20 protein-coding genes are annotated in these 26,264 nt (G+C 73.1%); 4 read left to right on the plus strand and 16 right to left on the minus strand.

Annotated elements, in window-relative coordinates; genetic code table 11:
* Positions 1-182: 182 nt before the first annotated feature.
* A complete protein-coding gene (locus IF88_RS0110445) occupies positions 183-2,303 on the minus strand; it encodes a DNA gyrase/topoisomerase IV subunit B (RefSeq protein WP_030709590.1) in 2,121 nt (706 codons plus the stop codon).
* A 448-nt stretch (positions 2,304-2,751) separates the two neighbouring features.
* Here IF88_RS0110445 and IF88_RS0110450 point away from each other — a divergent pair, with 448 nt between their 5' ends.
* A complete protein-coding gene (locus IF88_RS0110450) occupies positions 2,752-2,985 on the plus strand; it encodes a DUF7455 domain-containing protein (RefSeq protein ID WP_030016583.1) in 234 nt (77 codons plus the stop codon).
* 137 nt (positions 2,986-3,122) lie between these two features.
* On the opposite strand, the gene IF88_RS0110455 is transcribed toward IF88_RS0110450, so the two are convergent.
* From IF88_RS0110455 to IF88_RS0110485, 7 genes are all read right to left on the minus strand, one after another.
* Entirely contained in the window at positions 3,123-4,049 is a 927-nt protein-coding gene (locus IF88_RS0110455; protein ID WP_078892817.1) for a serine protease, read from the minus strand.
* A gap of 98 nt (positions 4,050-4,147) precedes the next feature.
* The gene (locus IF88_RS0110460; RefSeq protein WP_030709594.1) at positions 4,148-5,740 is read right to left on the minus strand and encodes an RNA polymerase sigma factor; all 1,593 of its coding nucleotides are present in this window, start codon (positions 5,738-5,740) and stop codon (positions 4,148-4,150) included.
* 374 nt (positions 5,741-6,114) lie between these two features.
* Positions 6,115-7,056, minus strand: coding sequence for a FadR/GntR family transcriptional regulator (locus IF88_RS0110465; RefSeq protein WP_324617191.1), 942 nt, complete (start codon positions 7,054-7,056; stop codon positions 6,115-6,117).
* Between the two features lie 137 nt (positions 7,057-7,193).
* Positions 7,194-8,990, minus strand: a complete 1,797-nt coding sequence (locus tag IF88_RS0110470) for an ABC transporter ATP-binding protein (protein WP_030709598.1) — start codon at positions 8,988-8,990, stop codon at positions 7,194-7,196.
* Between the two features lie 188 nt (positions 8,991-9,178).
* On the minus strand, positions 9,179-9,925 hold the full coding sequence (locus IF88_RS0110475) for an NUDIX hydrolase (RefSeq protein WP_030709600.1): 747 nt from the start codon (positions 9,923-9,925) through the stop codon (positions 9,179-9,181).
* A gap of 117 nt (positions 9,926-10,042) precedes the next feature.
* A complete protein-coding gene (locus IF88_RS0110480) occupies positions 10,043-12,031 on the minus strand; it encodes a glycogen debranching N-terminal domain-containing protein (RefSeq protein ID WP_051836713.1) in 1,989 nt (662 codons plus the stop codon).
* Positions 12,032-12,306: 275 nt separating this feature from the next.
* Positions 12,307-13,572 carry a DUF4192 domain-containing protein gene (locus IF88_RS0110485; protein WP_063754779.1) on the minus strand — a complete coding sequence of 422 codons (1,266 nt, stop codon included), beginning with the start codon at positions 13,570-13,572 and terminating at the stop codon, positions 12,307-12,309.
* A 123-nt stretch (positions 13,573-13,695) separates the two neighbouring features.
* Here IF88_RS0110485 and IF88_RS0110490 point away from each other — a divergent pair, with 123 nt between their 5' ends.
* Together IF88_RS0110490 and IF88_RS0110495 are read left to right on the plus strand one after the other, a co-directional pair.
* A complete protein-coding gene (locus IF88_RS0110490; protein WP_030709605.1) occupies positions 13,696-15,855 on the plus strand; it encodes a RecQ family ATP-dependent DNA helicase in 2,160 nt (719 codons plus the stop codon).
* 215 nt (positions 15,856-16,070) lie between these two features.
* Positions 16,071-16,700, plus strand: a complete 630-nt coding sequence (locus IF88_RS0110495; protein ID WP_030709607.1) for a hypothetical protein — start codon at positions 16,071-16,073, stop codon at positions 16,698-16,700.
* 296 nt (positions 16,701-16,996) lie between these two features.
* On the opposite strand, the gene IF88_RS0110500 is transcribed toward IF88_RS0110495, so the two are convergent.
* From IF88_RS0110500 to IF88_RS0110510, 3 genes are all read right to left on the minus strand, one after another.
* Positions 16,997-17,641: a hypothetical protein gene (locus IF88_RS0110500; RefSeq protein ID WP_030709609.1), complete on the minus strand. Its 645-nt coding sequence runs from the start codon at positions 17,639-17,641 to the stop codon at positions 16,997-16,999.
* 59 nt (positions 17,642-17,700) lie between these two features.
* Positions 17,701-18,411 (minus strand): ribonuclease HII, encoded by a 711-nt coding sequence (locus IF88_RS0110505; protein WP_030709611.1) that lies wholly within the window; start codon positions 18,409-18,411, stop codon positions 17,701-17,703.
* 115 nt (positions 18,412-18,526) lie between these two features.
* The gene (locus tag IF88_RS0110510; RefSeq protein WP_030709613.1) at positions 18,527-19,129 is read right to left on the minus strand and encodes a TetR/AcrR family transcriptional regulator; all 603 of its coding nucleotides are present in this window, start codon (positions 19,127-19,129) and stop codon (positions 18,527-18,529) included.
* Positions 19,130-19,270: 141 nt separating this feature from the next.
* Between IF88_RS0110510 and IF88_RS0110515 the strand changes: the two genes are divergently transcribed.
* A complete protein-coding gene (locus IF88_RS0110515; RefSeq protein ID WP_030709615.1) occupies positions 19,271-20,824 on the plus strand; it encodes an MFS transporter in 1,554 nt (517 codons plus the stop codon).
* A 77-nt stretch (positions 20,825-20,901) separates the two neighbouring features.
* Here the strand turns inward: IF88_RS0110515 and IF88_RS0110520 are convergent, their stop codons facing one another.
* The 5 genes from IF88_RS0110520 to IF88_RS0110540 form a co-directional block, all read right to left on the minus strand.
* A complete protein-coding gene (locus IF88_RS0110520; RefSeq protein ID WP_078892819.1) occupies positions 20,902-22,764 on the minus strand; it encodes a DUF4153 domain-containing protein in 1,863 nt (620 codons plus the stop codon).
* Between the two features lie 165 nt (positions 22,765-22,929).
* A complete protein-coding gene (locus tag IF88_RS0110525; RefSeq protein ID WP_030709619.1) occupies positions 22,930-23,847 on the minus strand; it encodes an ADP-ribosylglycohydrolase family protein in 918 nt (305 codons plus the stop codon).
* Positions 23,848-23,858: 11 nt separating this feature from the next.
* Positions 23,859-24,518, minus strand: a complete 660-nt coding sequence (locus IF88_RS0110530) for a histidine phosphatase family protein (protein WP_030709621.1) — start codon at positions 24,516-24,518, stop codon at positions 23,859-23,861.
* Positions 24,519-24,591: 73 nt separating this feature from the next.
* Complete coding sequence (locus IF88_RS0110535; RefSeq protein ID WP_030709623.1) at positions 24,592-25,197, minus strand: YdbC family protein; 606 nt, start codon at positions 25,195-25,197, stop codon at positions 24,592-24,594.
* A gap of 32 nt (positions 25,198-25,229) precedes the next feature.
* Positions 25,230-26,069 (minus strand): arylamine N-acetyltransferase family protein, encoded by an 840-nt coding sequence (locus IF88_RS0110540; protein WP_030709625.1) that lies wholly within the window; start codon positions 26,067-26,069, stop codon positions 25,230-25,232.
* Positions 26,070-26,264: the final 195 nt, after the last annotated feature.

Here is a 26,264-nt window from a genome sequence, read left to right on the forward strand (position 1 = left end):
ACTCTCCTTGTCCGCCGCCGCATTGGCTGCGCGTCCACAAGGATGTGCTCAATAGTCGCTTTCCGGACTGGTGTACCGGCGCTCTTCACTCCAACAGGTGAGGGAGGGAAGAGCGCCGGTGTGCCGTGACGCCTTTCGGAGCCGTTGGCGGCGGCCTCCGCCGGCCGGCGGCTCCGGCCGGGTCAGGCGTCGATGCGCGAGCGGTCGAGGGTCGCCGCGGAGCTCGTGATGAACTCCTTGCGCGGTGCCACCTCGTTGCCCATGAGCAGGTCGAAGACCTGCTCGGCCGACTCCAGGTCGCCGATGTTGATCCGGCGCAGGGTGCGGAAGCGGGGGTCCATGGTCGTCTCCGCCAGCTGGTCCGCGTCCATCTCGCCCAGACCCTTGTAGCGCTGGATCGAGTCCTTGTACCGGATGTTCTTGCGCTGGTACTCCAGCAGGGTCTGGCGCAGCTCGTTGTCCGAGTACGTGTAGACGTACTTGTCCTGGCCCTTCTTCGGCTGGACCAGCTCGATCCGGTGCAGCGGCGGCACCGCCGCGAAGACCCGGCCGGCCTCGACCATCGGCCGCATGTACCGCTGGAAGAGCGTGAGCAGCAGGCAGCGGATGTGCGCGCCGTCCACATCGGCGTCGACGAGCAGCACGATCTTGCCGTAGCGGGCCGCGTCGATGTCGAAGGTCCGGCCCGAGCCGGCTCCTATGACCTGGATGATCGCCCCGCACTCGGCGTTCTTGAGCATGTCCGAGATCGAGGACTTCTGGACGTTGAGGATCTTGCCGCGGATGGGCAGGAGTGCCTGGAACTCCGAATTCCGGGCGAGCTTCGCCGTACCGAGGGCCGAGTCGCCCTCGACGATGAAGAGCTCGCTGCGCTCCACGTCGTCGCTGCGGCAGTCGGCCAGCTTGGCGGGGAGCGAGGAGGTCTCCAGCGCGGTCTTGCGGCGCTGCGCCTCCTTGTGCTGCCGGGCGGCGATCCGGGTCCGGGCGGCCGCGACGATCTTCTCCATCACGGCGCGGGCCTGCTGCTTGTCGTCGCGCTTGGTGGAGGTCAGGAAGGCCTTGAGCTCCTTGGCGACCACGGCGGCGACGATCCGGGTGGCCGCGGAGGTGCCGAGCACCTCCTTGGTCTGGCCCTCGAACTGCGGCTCGGCGAGGCGGACGGTGACGACGGCGGTCATGCCCTCCATCGCGTCGTCCTTGACCACGTCGTCCTCGGCGACGCGCAGCAGCTTGGCCGAGCGGAGCACCTCGTTCACGGTCTTGGCGACCGAGCGCTCGAAGCCGGTGATGTGGGTGCCGCCCTTGGGCGTGGCGATGATGTTGACGAAGGACTTGACCTGGGTCTCGTACCCGGTGCCCCAGCGCAGGGCGATGTCGACGCCGAGCTCGCGGGTGACCTCGGTGGGAGTCATGTGGCCGCGCTCGTCGAGGACGGGGACGGTCTCCTTGAAGGTGCCCTGACCGGTCAGGCGCAGCACGTCGCAGACGGCCTTGTCCTGCGCGAGGTACTCGCAGAACTCGCTGATGCCCCCGTCGAAGCGGAAAATCTCCTCCGTCTTGCCGGCGCCGTCGATGCCGCGCTCGTCGCGCACGACGATGGTCAGGCCCGGGACGAGGAAGGCGGTCTGGCGGGCGCGCTGGTAGAGCGTGTCCAGGGTGAGCCGGGCGTCCTTGAGGAAGATCTGCCGGTCGGCCCAGTAGCGGATCCGGGTGCCGGTCTTGCCCTTGGTGATCCGCTTGATCTTGCGCAGGCCGTTGGCGGGGTCGAACGGGCTGTCGGGGCCCTGCTCGGTGAACATGCCGGGGACACCGCGCCGGAAGCTGATCCCGTGGGTGGAGCTGCCCCGGTCCACCTCGACGTCGAGCCGGGCCGAGAGGGCGTTGACCACGGAGGCGCCGACGCCGTGCAGGCCGCCGGAGGCCGCGTACGAGCCGCCGCCGAACTTGCCGCCGGCGTGCAGCTTGGTCATGACGACCTCGACGCCGGACAGCCCGGTCTTGGGCTCGACGTCGACGGGGATGCCGCGGCCGTTGTCCCGGACCTCGACCGAGGCGTCCTCGTGGAGGATCACCTCGATGTGGTCGCAGTAGCCGCCCAGGGCCTCGTCGACGGAATTGTCGATGATCTCCCACAGGCAGTGCATCAGGCCACGACTGTCGGTCGAGCCGATGTACATGCCGGGGCGCTTGCGGACGGCCTCCAGCCCTTCGAGGACGAGCAGGTGCCGCGCGGTGTAGTTGGAACCGTCCCGGTCTGCTCCGGACAGCAGCGCGCTGGAAGGCACGGACGTGTCGGCGGTCACGCAGTTCGCTCCTCGCTGAATTTCTTTTCTGGCCCAGTCGGGCGCAGGGATGGCTCGGCTGCCGCTCGAAGGGTACCGAGGCCAGGTAGAGCCGATGCAACGCCACCCTCGCGCGGTCCTCACCCTAGTCCAGATCCGCACGAACGTTCGATCCCCCGGCCGGGTGAAGGAAACATCACGTTCCCTTCCGCGCATGAACCATTTAGGGTTCGGGCACGTCCTCATGAACAACCTGGCACTCACGCCGGGGGAGGATGGAACTGCAACAAGCGCACGACTGACAACGCGAAACCGTAAAGCAACGCAATACGGCTCCTTCGCCGCCAACCGGCAACAGCCGGCCAGCTTCGGAAGGAAGTTTCGAGGAAAAGCCGCGAGCGGGAACGTTTTCGGCCTGGTTGGATGTTGACCCTGGTACGACAGCTCGTCGAGCTAGAGAAGAGGCGACGTGACTACTGTTCTGACACCCGCGACCCCGCTGACGGCCGCTGACCGATGCGACCGTTGCGGCGCCCAGGCATATCTGCGCGTCGTCCTGCTGAGCGGCGGTGAACTGCTCTTCTGCGCCCACCACGGGCGCAAGTTCGAGCCGGAACTCAAGAAGATCGCCGCGGAAATACAGGATGAGACCGAGCGGCTTACGTCCGCTCCGGCTGCCAATGCCGAACCCGAGGACCGCTGACACAAGGCCTACACCTCGCATCCGACGAGCCAGGACCGGCGATGCCGGTCGACGGGCGGCACCCCTGAGACCCAGGGGTGCCGCCCGTCCTCACATCCACGGCCGCCCGCGCTCGGGGGCGGGCGGCCGTACGGTCGCTAACCCGTGCGGTGCCCCTGTACGGGCCCTGCGCCTGGTACGGAGCGCCTGCGGGCCTCCCACGGGGCGTCCTGGACCCCGCCGGGCTGCGCGCCCGTCTCCGGGGCCGTCACGAAACCGGTGAGGGGAGCGATGCGCGTGTACACCCCCGGGCTGTCCGCGCGCCCGCAGCCGCGGCCCCACGAGACCAGCCCGATGAGCCGCCCCTGCGCGACCAGCGGGCCGCCGCTGTCGCCCTGGCAGGCGTCCTTGCCGCCGCCGCTGTCCCCCGCGCACACCATGGATTCGGCGCGGTACTGCCCGTCGGCGTCCCCGGGGTAGGCCCGCCCGCACACCTCGTCCGCCAGCACCGTCACCCGCGCGGCCCGGAGCGCGTACGCGTAGTCACCGAAGCCGCTCGTGTCGCCCCAGCCGTAGACGGCCGCCTCGGTCCCCGCCTCGTACGCGGAATGCCCCGCCTCCGCGATGGGGAGCACGTGGAGGGCCGGCACGGCCTCGGCCAGTTCCAGGACGGCGAGGTCCCCCGCGTTGCTCTGCGGGTCGTAGCCCGGGTTCACCCGGGCCCCGCGCACCGGGATCTCCCGGCCGTCGGTCGCCGTCAGCTCCGTACGCCCGACGATCACCCGGAAGTCGGGCACGGATTCGACCGGGCCGCCCAGCACCTGGCGCCCCAGGCAGTGGGCCGCGGTCACCACCCGGGTCGGAGCCACGACGACTCCCCCGCAGAACTGCCCGCCCCGCGTACCCCCGAACCGGTCACGGCTGGCCAGCGCCACGACCCAGGGGCTGTCGGCCGCCCTGACCGGCTTCCCGCCGATCACCACGCTGTCCGCGGCCGCCTGCGGCACCTGGGCCAGCGGCGCCGCGGCCGCTCCCGCCGCCAGGGTCAGCGCTCCCGCCAGAGCACGGGCAAAGGGACGACGCATGAGGCCTCCTGACTCCGAGTGTGCATGACTCCACCCAGAGTGGGATGCCCGGTGGCCGAGCGCACCCGCGCGGCCACCCGCCGTCGTGCCCGTACCGGTCAGTCCAGGTAGTCGCGCAGCACCTGGGAACGGGACGGGTGCCGCAGCTTCGACATCGTCTTCGACTCGATCTGGCGGATCCGCTCACGCGTGACCCCGTAGACCTTGCCGATCTCGTCGAGGGTCTTGGGCTGGCCGTCCGTGAGGCCGAAGCGCATCGAGACCACGCCGGCCTCGCGCTCGCTCAGCGTGTCGAGCACCGAGTGCAGCTGCTCCTGCAGGAGCGTGAAGCTCACGGCGTCGGCCGGGACGACCGCCTCGGAGTCCTCGATGAGGTCACCGAACTCGCTGTCGCCGTCCTCGCCGAGCGGCGTGTGCAGGGAGATCGGCTCGCGGCCGTACTTCTGGACCTCGATGACCTTCTCGGGGGTCATGTCGAGTTCCTTGGCCAGCTCCTCCGGGGTGGGCTCGCGGCCCAGGTCCTGGAGCATCTGGCGCTGCACGCGGGCGAGCTTGTTGATGACCTCGACCATGTGCACCGGGATGCGGATGGTGCGGGCCTGGTCGGCCATGGCGCGCGTGATCGCCTGCCGGATCCACCAGGTCGCGTACGTGGAGAACTTGTAACCCTTGGTGTAGTCGAACTTCTCGACCGCGCGGATGAGGCCCAGGTTGCCCTCCTGGATCAGGTCCAGGAAGAGCATGCCGCGGCCCGTGTAGCGCTTGGCGAGGGAGACCACGAGGCGGAGGTTGGCCTCCAGCAGGTGGTTCTTCGCCCGACGGCCGTCCTCGGCGATGATCTCCAGCTCGCGCTTGAGCTTGGGCGCCAGCTTGTCGGAGTTCGCCAGCTTGTCCTCGGCGAACAGGCCGGCCTCGATGCGCTTGGCGAGCTCCACCTCCTGCTCGGCGTTGAGGAGGGGGACCTTGCCGATCTGCTTGAGGTAGTCCTTGACCGGGTCGGCGGTGGCGCCGGCGACCACGACCTGCTGGGCGGGGGCGTCGTCCTCGTCATCGGAGATGACGAAGCCCTTGTTCTCGCCGCCCTCCTCCTCTTCGTCGGCCTCGGCCTTGGCGGCGTCGGGACCCTCGTCGGGGGTCTCGTCCTCGCCGCCCTCGTCGGCGTCCTTCTTGGCCGCGGTCTTCTTCGCCGCCGTCTTCTTGGCGGCGGTCTTCTTGGCGGGCGCGGCCTTCTTCGCGGCGGTCTTCTTCGCCGCCGTCTTCTTGGCCGCGGGCTCGGTTCCCGGCTCCTCCGCGAGGACGTCCGCGATCTCCGGGTCCGCCGTCCCGGCTGCCGGGGCCGCGGCGGGCGCGGTGGCCGCGGGCTGCGCTGCCGTCGTCCTGGCCGCGGTCTTCCTGACGGGCTCGGTGGCCGTCCGCTTGGCCGGGCTCTTCGCTGCGACGCTCTTGCGGGTGGCGCGCTTGGGCGACTCCGCGGCACTGACCATCAGCGTCACACCCTCTTCCTCGAGGATCTGGTTGAGGCTGCGCAGAACATTCTTCCACTGGGTCGCAGGAATCTGGTCAGCCTCGAAGGCCCGACGCACGTCATCGCCGGCGATCTGCCCCTCGGCCTTGCCCCGCTCGATGAGCGCCATCACAGACTCGGAATCGGCGATCTCCGGCGGGAGCGTACGGGATGTGCTGGCCGACACGAACAACCTCTCGGAACGATGGGAACGGCTTCCGACGCCGGGCCTGGTGGTGCTGGACCGGAGCCGACGACCACTGACCGGGGATGGGCCGGCGGCGCGGGCAGGGGCCGGGGAGCTGCACAGCACCCCCAAGGGCTGCTGTCTTCCCTCCGTCGGCCATCACCTCTTAGGTCATCGCGTGACCTCGCAGAGTGTTACGCCCAATCTTCGTGGCCCGAGTCACACCCCGTACGGCCGGGCACCGCTCAGGGGGTCGTCACGGCGGTCAGGAGGGGGCCGGACCGCCGTGACGGAGCGCCCCACACGGGTGTCGCCGGACCCGACCGGGCCCGGCGACACGTCCTGCTCACCCCCACACCCCGCGCGTCCGCCCGTCAGTGCTCGCGCGGGGCGGGGACCACGCGCTCTACCTCCGGATGCACCGTCAGGAGCTGACGCATGGCGTTCTCGGCGCCGAGCGCGTCACCTGCGGCGAGGGCCTCGACCATCCGCGCGTGGTGGGCGACACAGGTCTCGCTCGGCCTGTCGCAGGCGGTGATCGGGCTGCCGGAGACCTGGAGGGCGGCGGAGACGATGCCGGAGAGGTGCTCCAGCATGCGGTTGCCCGCGACCTGGATGAGGAGCGCGTGGAACTCGTTGTCGGCGCGCGCGAAGGTGATCGAGTCACCCTGGCCGAGGGCGTGGCCCATGATCTCGACCATGTCGGCGAGGCGCTGCTGGATGTCCGGCCGGCCGTGGCCGGCGGCGAGGCGGGCGGCGAGCGGCTCGATGGTCCAGCGGAGCTCGCCCAGCTCGCGGCGCTGGTCGTCGCGCTGGGGACCGAAGGCCCGCCACTCGATGATGTCGGGGTCGAGCAGGTTCCAGTCCGCGACGGGGCGGACCCGGGTGCCGACGTTGGGGCGGGCGCTGACGAGGCCCTTGGCCTCCAGGACCCGCAGCGATTCGCGGACGACCGTACGGGAGACCTCGAAGCGCTGGCCGATCTCCTCGGGGACCAGGGGGCGGTCCGCTCCGAGGTCACCGGAGACGATCATCTGGCCGAGCTGCTGGACGAGTTGGCCGTGCAGTCCGCGGCCGCGGCTGCCTGCCGCGCGGCGGCCGACCCGGCTCAACTCGACGTCGGCGCCGTCCCAGTGGGGCGCTCCGACGCGGTCGGACCCGGGGGCCTCCGCGTAGGGGTAGCGGTCGAGTTCGCCCGGGCCGGCGAGGCCGGAGTCGGCGTGGCGGGCGGCGGTCATCATGGCGTGCGCAAGGGTACTCACGAATCCTTTGTCGGCCGTGCCTCCATGACCCTTGAGGTCTTTGGTGAAAAGCACACGAAAGGGTGATCGGTGCCACCTACGCAATTGACGACTTATCGTAAAGAACCAGACCTTTTGCGGGGAGTTGCGGTCCGGTTGACGCGACACGGACGGCAACGGTCCCGTCCGCGACTTCTCCGGCACCGGAACGATCACCAACGGACCCTGCTGCGCAGTCCGGTGAACCCATAGGCGCACAACAGGACCATCAGCGACAACACCAGCGCGGTCCCGACGGGTTGGGCCATCACCCGCAGGGCGCCCGCGAGCAGCCGGTCCACCTCCGGCGGCCACTGCACCCAGGTCAGGCCCCGCAGCCGGGGCCCGAGTCCGGTGACCGGGTACGCGGACGAACCCTCCAGGGCCTTGCGCACCAGCGGCACCACCATCACCGGTACGGCGAGCACCGCGGCCAGCCCGGCGGTGGCGGACCGGAAGGCACCGGAGGCCAGTACGCCGGCCCACGCGCAGCCGGCGAGCAGCCCGGCCCAACTCACGGCCGGGGACAGCCACTCCACCGGGGTGCGCAGCGGGCCGCTGTCGAAGACGAGCGCGAGGGCGGCGGCGTCGGCCGCCACGGCCAGGGCGCCCAGCAGCAGGGCGAGGACCGCGCAGACGCCGAGCTTGGCGATGAGCAGCCCCATCCGGCGGGGCACGGTGCCGCGGTCGGCGGCGAGTGCGGGGTAGCGGTACTCCTCACCGAAGGCCAGCGCGCCGAGCAGTCCCGCGCCGAGGGCGGCGGGCGGCAGCGGCAGCAGCTCGGGCCAGGCGGCGAGCAGCCTGTTCTGCGGGGTCTGCCCGGCCCGGGCCAGCACCAGGGAGGTGAGGACGGAGACGGCGACGACGAGGGCGGCGGTGAGGACGGGCGTAGCGGTGCCGAAGACCCGCAGCAGCTCGTAGCGCAGCGGCCGCAGCGGCCCGCCCACGCGGCGCACGGCCGAGGCGGGCCGCCGGGGACGGTCCTGCCGCGGGCGCCGTCCGGAGTCCCCGTTTCCGGCCTCCGCGGGCTCCGGCGGGCTCGCGGAGGCGGAGGCCGAGGCGGAGGCACGGGCGTGCGGGACCGGCGCCGTCGGCGAGCCGGCGTCACCCGTCTCGTCGGCGAGCTGGTGGACGAGCACGCCGTGTCGGAACGCGGCCTCGCCGACCTCGGCGCAGTTGCTGCCGTACACCGAGAGGCGGGTGCCGCTCTCCTCGACGATCTCCACCGAGCGCTGTGCGGCTCGGGCCTCCCGGCCCAGTACGTCGGCCAGCCGGGCGGCGTGCGGGGTGCGCACGGCGACCCGCGGCCGCAGCCTGGTCCGGGCGAACTCGGCGGCATCCTGGTCGGCGACGAGCCGGCCCGCCTCGATGCTGACGACCCGGTCGGCGCTGCGGGCGGCCTCCTTCGCGTCGTCGGTGGTGAAGAGCACCGCCCCGCCGAGGGAGGCGTGGCCGCGCAGCAGCCCGTGCAGCCAGCCGCGCTCACGGGGGGAGAGTCCGGCGCCGGGCTCGTCCAGGAGCAGGGTGCACGGATCGGCGAGCAGCGCCGAGGCCAGCGCGACCCGGCGCTCCATGCCGAGCGAGAGCGAACCGAGCCGCTGGTCCCGGAGGCCGCTGATGCCGACGACCTCCAGCATGGTGTCGGCCCGGGAGGCGGGCACCCCGGCGGCGGCGCAGAGCATCCGCAGCTGGTTGCGGACGGTCCGTGCGGGGTTGCCGGGAACGTCGCCCAGCAGCACGCCGACCTCACGGCCGGGGTACGGGAGCCGGTGCAGCGGGCGGCCGCGGAAGTAGGTGACACCGCGACCCGGTTCGAGTTCGAGCATGAGCCGCAGCGCGGTGGTCTTGCCCGATCCCGGCTCTCCGAGCAGGGCGGTCACGTGCCCCGGGCGGGCCTCGAAGGTGAGGTCGTCCACGAGGGGCGGGGCGTCGGGGCGGTGTTTGCTGGTGAGTCCGATGGCCTGGAGCATCGCTTCTCTCGCGGGGGGTGAGACCGCTCTGCGGCAGGGTGAGTACCCCAAGCAAGATAACGCGATATGTCCGATTTTCTGCGCAACCGGTCCGATGGGGTGCCGGTATCGCCGTCAGACTCGGTACGGCTGCCGGGCCCGGTCCCCGCGCCGCCCGCCCCGCCACGGCCGCCGCATGGGGCGCGGTGTCAGACTTCGGGGCGCAGCATCGGCGGGTTGAGCAGCGTGGCCCCGCCGGCACGGAACAGCTGCGCCGGGCGCCCGCCCTGACGGGTCGTCGTCCCTCCGGACGGCACCAGGAACCCGGGGGTCCCGGTGACCTTGCGGTGGAAGTTGCGCGGGTCCAGGGCCACGCCCCAGACGGCCTCGTAGACCCGGCGCAGCTCGCCGACGGTGAACTCGGGCGGGCAGAAGGCGGTGGCCAGCGAGGAGTACTCGATCTTCGAGCGGGCCCGCTCCACGCCGTCCGCGAGGATCCGGGCGTGGTCGAACGCGAGCTCCGTGGCCGCCTCGTCATGGGAGGCCAGCAGCTCGTCCACGGGGGCCCAGCGCGCGCTGTTGGCGTCTCCCCCGGCGCGCGGCGCCGGAAGGTCCGGAGCCAGTACCAGGTGCGCCACGCTGACGACACGCATCCGCGGATCCCGCTTCGGATCGCCGTACGTGGCGAGCTGTTCGAGGTGTGCCCCGTTGCCCGCGCCGGGCAGGGCGGGATCGTGGGCGCACAGGCCGGTCTCCTCGGAGAGCTCCCGCGCGGCGGCACCGGCCAGGTCCTCGTCCTCGCGGACGAATCCGCCGGGCAGCGCCCAGCGCCCCTGGAACGGCTGCTCACCCCGGCGGACGACCAGCGCGCAGAGCGCGTGGCGCCGTACGGTGAGCACGACCAGGTCGACGGTGACGGCAAAGGGCGGGAAGGCCGACGGGTCGTAGGGCGACATGCCGCGATCATAGTCGTCTGCCTGACGATAAACAGCTCTTTGGTGACCTCGAAGACACTGTTCCGGAGGCGGCAGGGCGGCGGCCCGTCCTGCTGCCCGCCGCGATCGGCAACGGCACTAGCCGCCCAGCTGGAGCCCATCGGCGGCCTCCTCCACCATGCCGAGGCCGAGCCGGCTGATCCGCACGGCGAAGGGCTCGCCCGACACCCGCAGGCCCGAGAGCCGCAGCGCGCCGAGGGGAGCGCCGGAGAGCGGGGCGAGGGCGACCGTGCCCGCGGGGGCGTCGGGGCGGATCCCGGCGAGGGCGGTCAGCACGTGGATCCCGGCCGCAGCGGCCACGGCGGCCGGGCGGCAGGCCGCCGGGTGCGGGACGGGGGCGCTGCCGGCGGTGCGCTGTTCGGCCGCGAACATCTCCGGCAGCCGGTACCCGAACGCTTCCGCCGCGTCCAGCAGGCCCCGCAGCAGGCCCGCGGCCTCCTTCTCGAAGCCGGCCTGGGCCAGGCCCGCCACGGCCACGGCGCTCTCGTAGGCCCGCACCGCGCCCGAGCGGTGGCCGAACGGGTTGTGCCCCGGCTCCCTGGTGGCCATGCTCCGCAGTCCCCATCCGGAATCCATGGCGGGGGCTCCGAGCAGCCGGGCGAGCTGCTCCGAGCGCACCCGGTCCAGGAGACCCGGGGCCGGCCGGCCACGGCCGAGCAGTCCGGTGTCGAGCAAGTGGGCCGCGGCTCCCGTGAGCCGTGGCAGTGGCCGTCCGTCGGGATGCAGGGCCGAAGCCGGCCGGCCGCCGTCCGGGCCGTCGATCCAGAACCCTGCCCGGAACCGCTCCCGCAGCTCGGCGGCCCGCTCCAGCCACTCCTCGGCGCCGGGCCGCCCGCATCCGGCGAGGAGGTCCGCGCCGAGCACGGCGGCCCGGTGGGCGTGGGCCTGGGTCTCGCAGCGCCGCGGGCCGGGGTCGGGATCGGCGAGGAGGCCGTCCTCCTCCAGGGCCCCGCGCAGCCAGTCGAGGCACCGCTCGGCCGCCGGGAGCAGCCGGGCCACCTCGTCTTCCGGCATGCCCCAGAGCCGGGCTTCGGCCAGCACCGCGGGGAAGGCCAGGGTCGCCTCCGTGCCGGTGCACCCGGGCGGCAGCTGCGGGCCCGCTCCGCGCAGCGGCCCCGGGATCTTCCCGGCGTCGGGTCCGCGTCCTTCGGTCTGGGTCCGGGCCAGGATGCGCAGGGTGGCCGCCGCCAGCCCGGTCCCGAGGGGCAGCGCCATCCGAGCGGCCCACAGTGACTCGGCCGGGGCCAGGCCCAGCCGCCAGGGTGCCCCGGCCGCCGCGAAGGCGTCGCCGGGCGCCTCGGGGTCCCTCAGGAGGAGCGCGCCCAGATCCTCGACGCTGCTGCGGAACCACGCCTCGACCCTCGGGTCGTCCCCTTCGGCCCGGGCGTCGGCCAGCGGGTTGGCCACCTGCCCGGCGGGGGCCCGCGCGGTTCGGTCCTGAGTGGTGCGCAGTTCGATGGTGCGGGATTCACCCGGACCCAGTTCGAGCTGCCAGCGCAGCAGCCCCGCCGAGGCCAGCGCGTCGTCCGGCGGCGGCTCGGCAGCGGTGACCGCCTGCGCCTCGCCGGTGCTCCAGCGCAGCCCGGCGGCGTGCACCCCGGCGGGCAGCTCCGGCCCGGCCCGGCCGGCTGCCACGGCGGCGAGCTCCGCCAAGTCGGTGCCGAGCAGGACCTCCACGGGCAGGCGTACCGGCCGGGCCGTGAAGCTGCGCAGGGTGATCCGCTCGGTGCCGTCCGCGTGCCTGACCCGTTCCACACCGATGTCCGGGTCGGGGCCGGGCTCGGCACCGGTGCGGACGGTCGCCGTGAAGGCGGCCCGGTCGGCGCCGAGGCTGCGCCCTTGGACGGCGACCGGGTCCCGGCCGCCGACCCGCAGCACGCAACGGGAGAGCAGCCTGCGCCCGGAGCGGTAGATCCCGTCGATCCCCCGCCCGGTCAGCTGGCCGTGCTCCGGCGAGATGACCAGACAGGGTGCGGCGACGCAGATGACGGCGCCGTGCACGGGCGGCAGTTCGGGCCCGCGGGCGGCGGGCACGCCGGATGGGCGGGGAGGTGCGGGGTGAGACATGTGTCGCCTTGTCTGCGCTCCGGTCGGTCCAGCTGGGCGGCGGCGTGGCCGGGCCCCCACCACCCCACATCTGAACGCCCCCACCCCCGGCCGGGTCACGGTCCCCACCCCCGTCCGGGTCACGGTCCTCTGCCCCGCCCCGGGCACGGCCCCCGGCCGCGAGGGGGTCAACGGCCCCGGCCGCGCACGCCCGGGACGGAGCCTGCGCCGCCCGGTCAGGCCCAGGGCACTCCGGAGCAGCCCCACCGGACCACCGCCCCAGGGCCGGCGCCCCTTCACTGCTCGCTCCCCGCGGTGCGGCGGGACCCGCGCCGGGGCGTGGTCCGCCCCCGTCGGCCGGGAGGACGCGTACCGGCCGAGGAACGCGCCCGCCGGGGCTCGCGCCGGCGGCGCTCCTCCCGCAGGCACTCCCGCAGGCCCTCGGGATCGATCCCCTCGTTGCACGCGTGGTGGAGCAGCTGGGCGAAGCGGTACTCGGCGTCCGCCCGTAGGGCCAGGCCGAAGGCGATCCGGGCCGTCGGCTCGTCCCCGGTGGACCAGGAGACCCAGCCGGCGAGGGTGAGCGGGGCCGCGGCGTGCTCGCCGTAGGCCCCGACGCAGCGCCGGGCGAGGGCCCGCCACAGCCGCAGGGCGGGGGCGGCCTCCTCGTCCTCCATCCACTCGGCCGCGATGTCCCGGATCTCGCGGTCCTGGAGACCCAGGATCAGCGAGGCGGCCTCGTCGTGGCCGAGCAGGGCGTCGTCCCAGTCGTCGGCGTGGGTGCCGCCCTCGACCGGCGGGGCCAGCGTCATGCGCCGCATCAGGTCCCGCGCGAGTGAGATCGTCTCGGCGCCGACCTCCTCCCGGGTGGCCCCGTCGAGGATCCTCGGCATCAGGGCCGCGGCCGCCCGGTCCAGGGCCCTCTCCGCCTCCGCGGCCACGGCCCCGCGCAGCGGTGCGAGCCGGCCCTCGATCTCCTTGAGCGAGCCCCGGACCTGAAGCCCGGCGAAGGTGGCCGCCGCGGCCATCACCGAGGTGCCGACCGCGGCCAGCCGGGTGCCCTCGGCCGGGCAGCACCGCTCGTCCGGGCAGACGTAGGACCAGAACCGGCCCTCAGCGAGGCACAGGGCCTCCAGCACCGGCACGTCCAGGGCGCCGCAGGCCAGCCGGATCCGCTGGGCGAGCGGCCCCAGCCGGGTCATCACCCCCCGGCCGCCCTCCTCCCCACGCGGTTCCTGGCAGAGGTAGACGACGATGCCGTCGGGCTTGCCGCCGCGCCGTTCGCTGCCCCGGATCAGGCAGTCGGCGACCTGCCGGGCGGTGTCCTCCCATTCCGCCGGCGCGGTGGGGATGCCGACCCGGAGCCGGCCGCCGAAGCGCCCGCCCTCCCCGTGCACGGCGACCAGGACGAGGGAGTCGCTCGGGTGGAACCCGAGCATGTAGGGCAACGCGTCGGCCAGTTCGGCCGGGCTGCGCAGGGTGATCTGGGGGCCGGTGGCTGCTCCGGCAGGGCTGAAGGAGGGCCTGTCGGACGGGCTGCGTGATTCGTGGTTGTTCGTCATGGCACGAAGGTCCCGTGCGTGATCCGATCCGGAAAGCCCTGTGGATAACTGTTGACGCTTCAATTTCCACAGGTCACAGAGCGGCATTGGCGCGATGTCACAGGCATCGGGTTGCATGGGGGCATGAACGCAGACCTGAGGTCCTCGGCCGACTCCGTACTAGCCCGTCTCGTGGGCGACCCCACGGGCACCGCCCGGCTGCGTGAGGACCAGTGGCGGGCGATCGAGGCCCTCGTCGCGCACAAGCGACGGGCGCTGGTGGTCCAGCGCACGGGCTGGGGCAAGTCCGCGGTGTACTTCGTCGCCACCTCGCTGCTGCGGGCGAGCGGCGCCGGACCGACCGTGATCGTCTCCCCGCTCCTCGCGCTGATGCGCAATCAGGTCGAAGCCGCGGCCCGGGCCGGGATCCGCGCCCGCACCATCAATTCCGCCAACCCCGAGGAGTGGGAGGGCATCCAGGCGGAGGTCGCCGCCGGCGAGGTCGACGTGCTGCTGGTGAGCCCGGAGCGGCTGAACAACCCCGACTTCCGCGACCAGGTCCTCCCCAAGCTCTCCGCCGCGACAGGTCTGCTCGTGGTGGACGAGGCCCACTGCATCTCCGACTGGGGACACGACTTCCGCCCCGACTACCGCCGGCTGCGCACCATGCTGGCCGACCTTCCGCCCGGCGTCCCCGTCCTCGCCACCACCGCCACGGCCAACGCCCGCGTGACCGCGGATGTCGCCGAACAGCTGGGCACCGGGGCGGGCACGGACGCGCTGGTCCTGCGCGGCCCGCTGGACCGCGAGAGCCTGAGCCTGGCGGTGCTGACCCTGCCCGACGCGGCGCACCGGCTGGCCTGGCTCGCCGACCACCTCGGCGACCTGCCCGGCTCCGGGATCATCTACACGCTGACCGTGGCCGCGGCCGAGGAGGTCACCGCGTACCTCCGCCACCGCGGGCACACGGTGGCCTCGTACACCGGCAAGACGGAGAACGCGGACCGCCAGCAGGCCGAGGACGACCTCCAGGCGAACCGGGTCAAGGCACTCGTGGCCACCTCCGCCCTCGGCATGGGCTTCGACAAGCCGGACCTGGGCTTCGTCGTGCACCTCGGCTCGCCCTCCTCCCCCATCGCCTACTACCAGCAGGTCGGCCGCGCCGGCCGTGGCGTGGAGCACGCCGAGGTGCTGCTGCTCCCCGGCCGCGAGGACGAGGCGATCTGGCAGTACTTCGCCTCGGTGGCCTTCCCGCCGGAGGAGCAGGTGCGCCGCACGCTCGACGTCCTGGCCCAGGCCAGCCGGCCGCTGTCGCTGCCCGCCCTGGAACCTCTGGTGGACCTGCGTCGCACCCGGCTGGAGACCATGCTCAAGGTCCTCGACGTCGACGGCGCCGTGCACCGCGTCAAGGGCGGCTGGACCTCGACGGGCGAGCCGTGGACCTACGACGCCGAGCGCTACGCCTGGGTGGCCCGGCAGCGGGCGGCCGAGCAGCAGGCCATGCGCGACTACGCGGCGGCCACGGAGTGCCGGATGGAGTTCCTGCGCCGCCAGCTCGACGACGAGGAGGCCGCGCCCTGCGGCCGCTGCGACAACTGCGCCGGTGCCCGGTTCACCGCCGAGGTCTCCACCACCGCGCTGGACACCGCCCGCGGCGAACTCGGCCGCCCGGGAGTGGAGCTGGAGCCGCGCAAGATGTGGCCGACCGGGCTCGCGGCGGTCGGCGTCGACCTCAAGGGGCGCATCCCCGCCGGGGAGCAGGCCTCCACGGGCCGGGCGCTGGGCCGGCTGTCCGACATCGGCTGGGGCAACCGGCTGCGCCCGATGCTCGCCCCGCAGGCTCCGGACCAGCCGGTCCCGGACGACGTGGCGCAGGCCGTGGTCGCGGTGCTCGCCGACTGGGCCCGGGGCCCCGGCGGCTGGGCATCCGGGGCGCCGGACGCCCCGGCCCGGCCGGTGGGCGTGGTCGCCCTGCCCTCGCGCAGCCGACCCCAGCTGGTCGGTTCGCTGGCCGCGCGGATCGCGGAGGTCGGCCGGATGCCCCTCCTCGGTACGGTCGCCTACACGGATCAGGCTCCGGAGTTCGGGGTGGCGGTCTCGAACAGCGCCCAGCGGGTGCGGGGGCTCCACCAGGCCCTGACCGTGCCCCCGGAACTGGCCGCGGCACTCGCGGAAGCCTCGGGTCCGGTGCTCCTCGTGGACGACCGCTCGGAGAGCGGGTGGACCCTCGCGGTGGCCGCCCGGCTGCTTCGACGAGCAGGCGCGAAAGCGGTGTTCCCGCTGGTGCTGGCGCTCCAGGGATAGCCGAATGCGTCATCTTCGGCGTGGCGGGGCAAGGATATGAACGGCATACCGGCGAATTCCGGTCGGCGGCGCCAATTGCTCGTTGCCGCATGCTCCGGAGCCACGCGAGAATTGGAGTGCTCCCGCTCGGCGCCTCGGCACTCTCCTGGGCCGCGCCGCGGCGCGCCCTGACTCCAGCCGTGCCCGTCCGCGGGCGTGTACCCGAAGGGAGGACCGTGACCTTCGGATTCGCGCCGCCCTCGACCACGTCCCTGACATCGGCCACCGGCGCCGCCAGCCGGCACGGCAGGCTGCTGGAACCGTCCGAGTGGACGGCGGCGGGCATTCCCCTCCTCCGCAATCCCCGAGAGGTCGTCAGCGGCCTGCACTCCCGCCACAGTCCGGTGCCCTCGACCGCGGTGATCGCCGTCCTCGGCCCGGAGGAGCGGCTCGTGGCGAGTGCCTCCTTCGTCCAGCGGTCGGCTTCGGCGGACGGCTGGGAGTACCGCAACGCCCTGCTGTCCCAGCTGCGCCGGGTCCTCCCGCACGACCTGCGGCGACGGACCCCGGTGCGGACGGCGGTCCTGCTCTACTGCCGCGAGGGCGACGAGCGGTGGACCGAGGAGGACGGCGCGTGGATGTGGGGGCTGCGGGACGCCTGCACCCTGCACGGGCTGCGCTGCGGCGCGTACATCACGCTGACCCGCGGCGGCTGGCAGGTGCTGGGCGAGGGCCGTGGCGGCCGTCAACCCAGCTCGGACTCGCGGCCCCAGCACCTCGGCGACACCGTGGCCGAGTTCGCCCCGCTCGCCCTGCACACCGGCGGCGGCGCGGCCGAGGCCCTGCGCCGGACCGCCGCGCGCTGACCCTCGTACAGGCGACTGGCAGCAGGCGACTGGCAGCAGGCAGCAGGCAGCAGGCAGCAGGCGACGGACCATCGGTGTACGGCCTCCGCGAACGGACCGGAGGCAACACGGGCAGGCCGCACGGCCGTACACCCGCAACCGGGCGTACGGCGGATCAGGCCTCGGACCACAGCCCGGGCTTCGGCTCGGCCCTCACGACGGACACCGCACGGGCTTCGGCCCAGGCCTCGGCCCGGGCTTCAGCGGGGCCGGCCCGAGGCCCGCCCCGCCCCTCGCCCGTGCCGGGGTACAGGGCGTCAGACGCCCGCACCCAGAACGGAGTTGATCTGCTGCGCGTCACCGCACACGATCAGCAGCGCACCGGCCCGGGTGAGCGCGACCGGCAGGGCGCCGGCAACGCTCTCGACCGCTCCGCCGTTGACCGCGAAGACCACGACGGGACGGCCCGCGGCGCGCTGGACCTGCGCCGCGTCCGCGTAGAAGACGTCGTCCCCGGCGTCGTGCAGGGCCCAGTACGCGGCCTCGCCGAAGGACAGTTCGTGAGCGGCCCACGGGTGCGGGTCGCCGGTGGTGAGCACCAGGATGTCGCCGGGCGCGCGCCCGGTGTCGAGCAGCAGGTCGACGGCCTCTTCGGCCGCGTCCAGCGCACCCTCGGCGGAAGCCGGGATCAGCTGGATCTGGGGGACCGCCGCGGAGACCGACGGTGCGGTGGGGGCAGCGGCAGGGGCTGCGGGAACAGGTCCGGGGGTGGCCTGCGGCGCACGCTGCGCGGGCGGTGCGGGCCGGGCGGGACCGGGGCGACCGGGCCGCGGTACGGCGGCGGGACGCGGACCAGGTACAGGGCGGGGGGTCTGCGCGGTGCGGCTCGCGGCCGGCGTGACGCGGGGACCCTGGGCACTCTCGTGAATCTGAGGCTCCTCGATGGCGGGGGTGAGAGGCATGAGTTGATGTCTATCAAACACCGGTACGAAACGTACCGGCCGGTGGCACATGGGTGCGATCAGAAATCGAAGCCGAGTTGGCCTCCGTTTTCCAGCTCCATCGATTCCTCGCTGCGGCGCACCTTCTTGAGGTGGCGCCACCGGGGCAGCCCGTCGAGGTACGACCACGAGAGCCGGTGGTAGGGGGTGGGCCCCAGTTCCTCCAGCGCCGCCCGGTGCACGGGCGAGGGGTATCCGGCGTTGGCGGCGAAGGCGAAGTCCTGGATTCCGCCGCCTTGTTCGCCCAGTTCGGCCATCATCCGGTCGCGCGTGACCTTCGCTATGACCGAGGCCGCGGCGACGGCGACGCAGGACTGGTCGCCCTTGATCACCGTACGGACCCGCCAGGGTTCGCCGAGGTAGTCGTGCTTGCCGTCGAGGATCACCGCGTCGGGCCGCACCGGCAGCGCCCCCAGGGCGCGCTCCGCGGCGAGTCTGAGGGCGGCCGTCATCCCGAGCTCGTCGATCTCCTCGGGGGAGGCGTGCCCGAGGGCGTGCGCGGTGACCCAGCGCTCCAGGACGTCGCGCAGGGCGTCGCGTCGCCTGGCGGTGAGCAGTTTGGAGTCGGTGAGCCCGGCGGGCGGCCGACGCAGGCCGGTGATCGCCGCGCACACGGTGACGGGACCGGCCCAGGCCCCTCGTCCGACTTCGTCGACCCCGGCGATGACCTTGGCGCCGGTGGTTGCACGGAGGGAGCGTTCGACGGTGTGGGTGGGTGCTTCGTACGGCATGGCGCCAGCAAGGGTACGCCGCCCCGAGCCGACTGCACACCCCCGCCCGGGTCCGACGCCCGTCCGATCCGGCACGGACACCGTTCCTCACACCCCGCCCCGCGGCCGCCGCGCCTCACGCCCGGAGCAGCGGCACCATCACCTCGTCGATCAGCTCCGCGATCTCCGCATCTCCCCATTCGCTACCGCACATCTTGGTGCGGTACATCAGCATCGCCGGAATGACATCCACGACAAACGGACCCGTCGCGTCCGGCCGCACGTCACCCCGCAGGATTCCCCGCCGCACAAGCTCCCTGATCAGCCGCTGGGCCGGCTCGTGCAGCCCCGACCAGATGACCCCGCGGAACCGGTCTGCATGCCTGTGATCGCATTCGTGAAGCACGGACCGCAGGGCCTGCCCGGCGCGGGAGTGCATGACGTCCCGCGTGCGCACGCACAGCAGGTGGAGGTCCTCGCGGATCGACCCGCCGTCGGGAATCTCTCCTATCTGCGGCAGACCGCTCCGCAGCGCGTCGGCCACCAGGTCCGCCTTCGACGGCCAGCGCCGGTAGAGCGAGGCCTTGCCGGTGTGCGCGCCGGCCGCGACACCCTCCATGGTGAGCGCGTTCCAGCCGACCGTACTCAGCTGCTCCAACGCGGCGTCGAGAATCGCCCGTTCGAGTTCGGGACCCCGCCTGCGCCCCGGCGACGCCGCCGACCAGCGCGAACCCGCCATCTCTCCACCTCCCGACCGGCCCCCGCGCCCGACGTACGCATTTTCGGCCTTAGAGAACGCTTGCGTTCCCTAAGGATCGGCTCCTACCGTAGCCCCGTAGTGAACGAATACGTTCACTATTTCACTTTGGGGGGATCCTCAGTGACAAGCTCTCAACTGGCCACACCCCGGATACCGGGGGCGGCGCGCCGCGAGGGGCGCCCCGGAGTGGCACTCACCGTCATCGCCGCCTGCCAGCTCATGGTGGTCCTCGACGCGACGATCGTGAACATCGCGCTCCCGCACATCCAGGACGCCCTCAGCTTCAGCACCACCGACCTCTCCTGGGTGCTCAGCGCCTACACCCTCACCTTCGGCGGCCTGCTGCTGCTCGGCGGCCGGGCCGGAGACATCCTGGGCCGGCGCCGCGTGTTCCTGACCGGCATCCTGCTCTTCACGCTGGCCTCCCTCCTCGGCGGATTCGCCCAGGAGCCCTGGCAGCTGCTCGCGGCCCGCGCCCTGCAAGGAGTGGGCGGCGCGATCGCCTCCCCGACCTCGCTCGCCCTGATCACCACGACCTTCCCCGAAGGCCCCGAACGGAACCGGGCCTTCGGCGTGTTCGCGGCCGTCTCCGCGGGCGGCGGCGCCATCGGCCTGCTGGCCGGCGGCATGCTGACCGAGTGGCTCGACTGGCGCTGGGTGCTCTTCGTCAACGTCCCGATCGGCGTGCTGATCGCGGTCCTCACCCCGCTCTACATCACCGAGTCCGAGCGCCACCCCGGCCGCTTCGACATCGCCGGAGCCCTCACCTCCACGGGCGGCATGGCCTCGCTCGTCTACGGGTTCATCCGCGCCTCGGAGGACGGCTGGCGCGACTCGCTCACCATCGGCTCCTTCACCGCGGCCCTCGTCCTGCTCGCGCTCTTCGTCGTCATCGAGTCACGGGCCCGCGAGCCGATCATCCCGCTGCGCATGTTCGCCGACCGCAACCGCACCGGCACCTACGTGATCATGCTCGGCCTCGCGGCCGCGATGTTCGGGATGTTCTTCTTCATCGTCCAGTTCGTACAGAACGTGCTGGGCTTCTCCCCGATCCAGTCCGGGCTCGGCTTCCTGCCCGTGACCGTCGCCATCGTCACCGCCGCCGGTCTCTCGCAGCGGTTCCTGCCGCGCTTCGGCCCCAAGCCCTTCATGGTCATCGGGTCCGCGCTCACCGGAACCGGGCTGACCTGGCTGACCTTCCTCCGCACCGACAGCTCGTACCTCTCCGGTGTGCTCGGCCCGATGCTGCTCTTCGGCTTCGGCATGGGCCTCAACTTCGTGACCCTCACCCTCACCGCCGTCTCCGGGGTGGCACCGAGGGAGGCGGGCGCGGCCTCCGGGCTGCTCAACGCCAGCCAGCAGGTGGGCGGCTCGCTGGGCCTGTCCATCCTGGTCACCGTCTTCGGCACGGCCAGCCGCGGCGAGGCCGAGAAGCAGGTCCCGGCCTTCATGGCGCAGGCGAATCCCGACCAGCTGGCCGCCTTCCAGGAGACCCGCCGGCTGCCCGACCCCTGGGGGGACCTCGTCCTCGCGCAGGGCATCTCCACCGCGTTCTTCGCCGCCGTGGCGATGGCGGGGCTCGCCCTGGCCACCGCCCTGCTGGTGATCCGGGTACGCAAGAGCGACCTGGAGGCCCTGGCCGGCGCGGCCGCGCCGGGCGGCCCGGCCGCCTGAGCTCCTCCTGTACGAGGGCCCGGGTGCGGGGAACGGTCCCCCGCACCCGGGCCCTCGCAGTCCTCCCGGCGGCGCGCCTAGTACTCGATGCGGCTGCCGAAGGTGCCCAGGCGCGAGCAGACCTCGTACGAGGCCGTCACCGGGCGCTCGCGCAGGAGCTGCCGGGCCCGGTACTCGCCCAGGCTCATGGCGTACCACGGGACTTCTCCGGCCCTGGACATCTCGTCGTTGATCCCGCGCAGGGCGCAGGACCTCTGGGGCTCGGGCAACCGGTCCAGGGCGGGTGCGGCGTCCGCCGACAGGGACTGGAAGTAGGCCAGGTCGATCTTCTGAGTGGTCTCGAAGCGGGCGACGTTGCTCTCGGCGACCATCCCGTCCGGGGACAGCAGGCCGAAGGCCAGGACGGCGGCCGCCGCGCTGCCCGCGACCGCGCGCGGCAGCCAGCGCGCGCCGAACACCCCGGCCGCCATGATCAGTACGATGACCAGCCCGAGCCACAGCTCCATCGCGGCGACCGACACGCGCAGTGTGGTCAGCCCGTACGCGTCCACGTAGAGGTCCATCCGGCGCAGCGCGGCGGCGACAACGACCAGGGTCAGCGTGCACAGCACGCCGAGGACGATGCGGACGAAGCGGCGGTCGCCCGCCCCGGAACGCGGGGCCCAGCGCAGGGCGAGCGCGATCACGACGAGGGTGAACAGGGTGGCCCAGAGCAGCTGCCAGAAGCCCTGTCGGGCGTATTCGGCATGGCTGAGACCGGTGCTCTCCAGGACCTTGTCGTAGCCGCCGAACAGGACGGCCAGCTGGACGGCGTTGAAGACGGCGAAGAGCAGGTTGAGCACGACGAGCGGAAGGGCCCATTCGACCCGGGAGCGCGGCTTGCCCGGGGCCACCTTGATCCGGTCCCAGCGCAGCGGGGCCGCGGCGGTGCGGGCGGCGGCGAGCGCGAGGAGCGTGCCGAGGAGGAAGAGCAAAAACCGGATGGGCCCGTTCTCGGTCGACACGTCGGGGATCAGTCCGCCGAGGAGGTCGGCGAACGCGGCGTCGGCGGAGGCGAACAGCCCGCCGAAGACAACCAGCAGGGCCACGGCCACGCCGGTCGCCTTGGCGACGGGCAGCCAGCGGTCCTTGCCGACCCCGCCTCGTGAGCGCAGTCCGACCAGGGCCCAGGCGAGCCCGGACACGGCGGAGTCGAAGAAGCCGAGCGGGCTGAGCAGGACGCCGGGCCAGCTGCGGCTGCCGTGCAGGGCCAGTGCCCCCAGCAGGACGGCGGACAGGATCGCGAGCGTGGACGGCCAGGCGGAGTCGCGCAGAGCGGGCACGGCGAGGAGGGCGAGGCAGCCGAGCGCCCAGACCACCGTCCAGGGACGGGCGGTACGCCGCGCCGTGCGGGCGGCGACGTACGCGGCGGCGACGGCGGGCACCACCGCGAGCAGCAGGCCGGGGCCCATGCCGTCGCCGAGGAGCAGCGCGGCGGCGAGGCCGGTGGCGAGGGCGGCGAGCAGGGTCGCGGTCGCGATGGGGGCGGCCTCGGCGGGGCGCACCAGCGTGACCCACGAGGGCGACGCGGACTTCGCGTGGGCGGCGGCCCAGGGGCGCTGCTGGTGCTGGTGCGCCTGCCAGGCCTGCCACGCGGCGGCGTCGGCGGGCCCCGCCGGCGGTGGCCCGGCCGGGCCGGTGGGCGTGCCCCCGGCCGGAGCGGCCGGAGCGGCCGGAGCGGCCGGAGCGGCCGGAGCGGCCGGAGCGGCCGGAGCGGCCGGCGCTGCCGGAGCGGCCGGCGCTGCCGCGGCCGCCGGAGGCGCTGCGTCCGAAGCCGGACTCACGGACGGGTCCCCGGCCGCGGCTCCTGCGTTGACCGTGCCCTTGGGGTCCTTCGCGGCTCCTGGGTCCTGCGGGTCCTCGGACCGGGCTGCGTCCGCCCCGCCGGTGTTCTCTGACATCGGGTTCCCTCCCCTGTCGGCCGCCCCGTCGTTCCGGGGGGCGGCGCAGCGGACAGAGTAGGCCGGTGGCAGACGGTTTTGAACAGGATCAAAAGAGCCTGTGGCAGGACCGTGACAATCGGAAGTGCTCGTTTCACCTGCGCCGGAGCCCGGCCCGGCGATCCGTCAGCGCGCCGCCGTCTCCGGCAGCCAGGCCGGCAGGGCCTCGGTGCGCGCCAGCCACGCGGCCGGCAGCACCGCGTCCCCGCGGGACCCCAGCACCCCGCCGACGATCGCGCAGGTCGTATCGACGTCCCCGCCCACCTGCGCGGTGGTCCAGAAGGCCCGCTCGTAGTCGTCCAGCGCACGCGCTGCGGACCACAGGGCGAACGGCACCGTGTCATGGGCGCTCGTGCGCCGCCCGCAGCCCAGGACCGCCGCGACCGTGGTCGCGTCGCCGTAGTCCAGCATGTCCCGCGCCCGCCGCAGCCCGGCGCCCACGGCGCTGCGCGGCACCAGCGCGATCACCCCGTCCAGCAGGTCGGAGGCCTTCGGCGGACCGGCGGGCGCGGCGGCCAGGGCGGCCGCCGCGGCGACGGCCATCGCCCCGCACACGGCCTCGCGGTGCTGGTGGGTGGTGTAGGCGGAGATCTCCGCCTGGTGGGTGGCCTGTTCCGGGTCGTCGGCGTACCAGGCGCCCAGCGGCGCGATCCGCATGGCGGCGCCGTTGCCCCACGAGCCCTGCCCGTTGAACAGTTCCGCGGCCAGCGTGCGCCAGTCCTCACCCTCCCGCACCAGCCGCAGCATGCGGTTCACCGCGGGCCCGTAGCCCCGGTCGAAGTCGTGGTGGTGGGCGAAGGAGAGCGCGAGCGCGTCCTGGTCGATCCGTCCGTGCTCGGCCAGCACCGCCACGACCGAGCAGGCCATCTCGGTGTCGTCGGTCCACTGCCACGTCCCGGTGCCGGAGGGCAGCTCGCGTCGTTTGAGCAGCGGGTAGTTCACGGGGACGAAGTACTGGGAGCCCAGGGCGTCACCCAGGGCCAGCCCGCGGAGGCTGGACATGGCGCGTGCGTAGCGCCGTTCGGGAGTGGAATCAGGCGTCATCGCGGGTCACTCTAGCCGTCCAGGTCATAAGGCTCGGGTGTGGTCCACCGCTCAAACGGGCGGTCCATCCGGTACCGGCCGTCAGGGCCCCTCAGGAGCACCCGGAATTCGCCGTTGCCGGGATTGGACAGGGCCTCGAATTCGGACACCGACCAGTGGAACCAGCGCATGCAGAACAGCCGCATCGTCAGCCCGTGCGTCACCAGCAGGACGTTCTCGGGGTGGTCCGGGGCCTCGAAGCTGCGGTAGAGGCTTTCCAGGAAGGACCCGACCCGGTCGTACACGTCGGCCCCGGACTCGCCCTGCGCGAACCGGTAGAAGAAGTGCCCGTACGCGTCCCGGTACGCCTTCTGCAGCCGTACGTCGGCCCGGTCCTGCCAGTTCCCCCAGTCCTGCTCGCGCAGTCTCGGCTCCTCGCGCATCCGGACCCGCGTCGGGTCCAGCCGCAGTTCGCGGAAGGTCTGCAGCGTCCGGCGGTACGGGGAGACGTACGCGCTGATCGTCTCCTCGCCGAAGAGCTCGCGCAGCCGCAGCCCGGCCGCCGCAGCCTGCTCACGCCCCTTCCGGGTCAGCCGCAGGGCATGGTCGGGCTCGCGTTCGTACACCGAGTCGTCGGCGTTCCCCTCCGATTCCCCGTGCCGGACAAGGACGATGCGCCGTGGTCGAGCCATCCCACGACCCTATTCGGCCATCGCCCGACCAGCGCACCGGGCACGCCGATCGGCCCGGCGGGCAGTCGTACGGTCATACCGTCCAGGACGGTTCGAGATCCACGACATCACCGGTGAGCGCCTCGACATCGGCCTGGATCTGGGCGCGCAGGGAGAGCCGCTCGACCCGCTCCTGCCGGTACTTGCCGTGCTCGGCGGCGGCGTGCCACATCGACAGCACCAGGAACTCCCGCCCCGGGGCCTCCCCGAAGAGGCCGCGGACCATCCCGGGCGAGCCCGCCATGGCCGGGTTCCACACCTTCTCCTGCATGAGGGCGAAGTGGTCGACCCGGCCCTCACGGACGCGGGTGTGCGCGACCCGCACCACGTCGGCGTCCGTGAAGCGCGGCTCGAAGCCGGTCTTCACGTCGAAGCGGTGATCGAAGAGGGTGACCCGCAGATCGGTGTAGGTGCCGTTCTGCGCGGCGGCCAGCCTGTCGTGCGAGCGGGCCATGAAGGAGTCGTAGAAGGACCGGCTCTCCCAGAACGCGAAGACATGCGCGACCCCCTGCCGGCCCCGGCTCCAGCCGCCGCCCTGCCCCCGGAAACCCGGCTCGCCCGGCAGCCCCGCCCATTTTCGCTGCCCGCGCTCGAACCCGCGTCGGTCCGTCACCGTGCAGCGAATCCACTTGACCAGCACTGCGCCATCGTACGGGCCCGGCGCGGCCCGGGTCAGTCCTCGGCGCGGTTGATCCGCACCAGTTCCGCCGCATCCCGCTCGGGCAGGCGAATCCCGAACTCCCGGTCGAGGAGGGCGAGCAGCTCCTCCGGGCCGACGTCCCGCCGTTCGGTCCGCCCGTCGGGATACAGCAGGGTGAACTCCCGCCCGACGAGCGCCCTGCGGACGGCGTCCCCCGGGTAGTGGACGACGAGCCGCCCCACGAAGGAGGAGCTGGGGTGGCCGGAGCTGTAGTGGTTGAGCAGGACGTAGTCGACGGGGTGGTAGCGCTGCGGGGAGAAGGCGTACAGGTCCCGCCAGGTCCCGCCGCGCAGGAGGCACAGCACGAGGATGCCGTCCTCCTCCTCGCGGACGCGGTACGTCCACTCCCCCTGCTCCAGCTCGACGCCGGGGCGCCCCAGCGGGACCGGCTCACGGGGGCCCTGGTGGCCGAACCCCACGTCGCACAGCCACGGTTCGCCCTCGACCGTGACGACGAGGACGGCGTGCGTCACGGGCATCAGGGAGTCCCCGCGGGTGCGGTTGCGGGCACCGCGCCCGGAGACCTCGAAGCCGAGCCGCTCCAGGGCAGCGGCCAGCAGCGAGTTCTGCTCGTAGCAGTAGCCGCCGCGGTCGGCGTGCACGAGCTTGTCCTCGATCGACTTGACGTCCAGCGCGACGGGGCGGCCGAGCAGGACGTCCAGGCTCTCGAACGGGATGGCCGCGGTGTGGGCCCGGTGCACTGCGTACAACGTGGCGAGGTCCGGCCGGAGTTCCCGGCCGTCCCCCGCGTTCTCCTGAAGTCCGATCCTCGCCAGGTACGCGTCCAGATCCAGCTCTTCACCGCTCCACATGACTCCCCGCTTCCCCGTTCCCCCCGTGCCGTCGGCATCGCACCGCCGTGCCGACGGCATCGCACCGCCGTGAATCACCGGGCCCCCGTTCGCCGGACCCCGCACAATGATCGCCATGACGGCCCTCCACACCAACCCGCTTTTCGCCCGCCTCGCCGAGGGCCGCCCCTCGACGGCGGTACGGACATCCCGATG

The sequence above is a fragment of the Streptomyces sp. NRRL F-2580 genome (assembly GCF_000720115.1).
In the GTDB taxonomy this organism is placed as follows: domain Bacteria; phylum Actinomycetota; class Actinomycetes; order Streptomycetales; family Streptomycetaceae; genus Streptomyces.

Coding starts and splice junctions, on each gene's coding strand:
- IF88_RS0110510 (WP_030709613.1), bottom strand. CDS start 19,129: ATGGCGGGTTCGCGCTGGTCGGCGGCGTCGCCGGGGCGCAGGCGGGGT.
- IF88_RS0110540 (WP_030709625.1), bottom strand. CDS start 26,069: ATGTGGAGCGGTGAAGAGCTGGATCTGGACGCGTACCTGGCGAGGATC.
- IF88_RS0110530 (WP_030709621.1), bottom strand. CDS start 24,518: ATGGCTCGACCACGGCGCATCGTCCTTGTCCGGCACGGGGAATCGGAG.
- IF88_RS0110505 (WP_030709611.1), bottom strand. CDS start 18,411: ATGCCGTACGAAGCACCCACCCACACCGTCGAACGCTCCCTCCGTGCA.
- IF88_RS0110485 (WP_063754779.1), bottom strand. CDS start 13,572: ATGACGAACAACCACGAATCACGCAGCCCGTCCGACAGGCCCTCCTTC.
- IF88_RS0110475 (WP_030709600.1), bottom strand. CDS start 9,925: ATGTCGCCCTACGACCCGTCGGCCTTCCCGCCCTTTGCCGTCACCGTC.
- IF88_RS0110455 (WP_078892817.1), bottom strand. CDS start 4,049: ATGCGTCGTCCCTTTGCCCGTGCTCTGGCGGGAGCGCTGACCCTGGCG.
- IF88_RS0110470 (WP_030709598.1), bottom strand. CDS start 8,990: ATGCTCCAGGCCATCGGACTCACCAGCAAACACCGCCCCGACGCCCCG.
- IF88_RS0110500 (WP_030709609.1), bottom strand. CDS start 17,641: ATGCCTCTCACCCCCGCCATCGAGGAGCCTCAGATTCACGAGAGTGCC.
- IF88_RS0110525 (WP_030709619.1), bottom strand. CDS start 23,847: ATGACGCCTGATTCCACTCCCGAACGGCGCTACGCACGCGCCATGTCC.
- IF88_RS0110520 (WP_078892819.1), bottom strand. CDS start 22,764: ATGTCAGAGAACACCGGCGGGGCGGACGCAGCCCGGTCCGAGGACCCG.
- IF88_RS0110490 (WP_030709605.1), top strand. CDS start 13,696: ATGAACGCAGACCTGAGGTCCTCGGCCGACTCCGTACTAGCCCGTCTC.
- IF88_RS0110480 (WP_051836713.1), bottom strand. CDS start 12,031: ATGTCTCACCCCGCACCTCCCCGCCCATCCGGCGTGCCCGCCGCCCGC.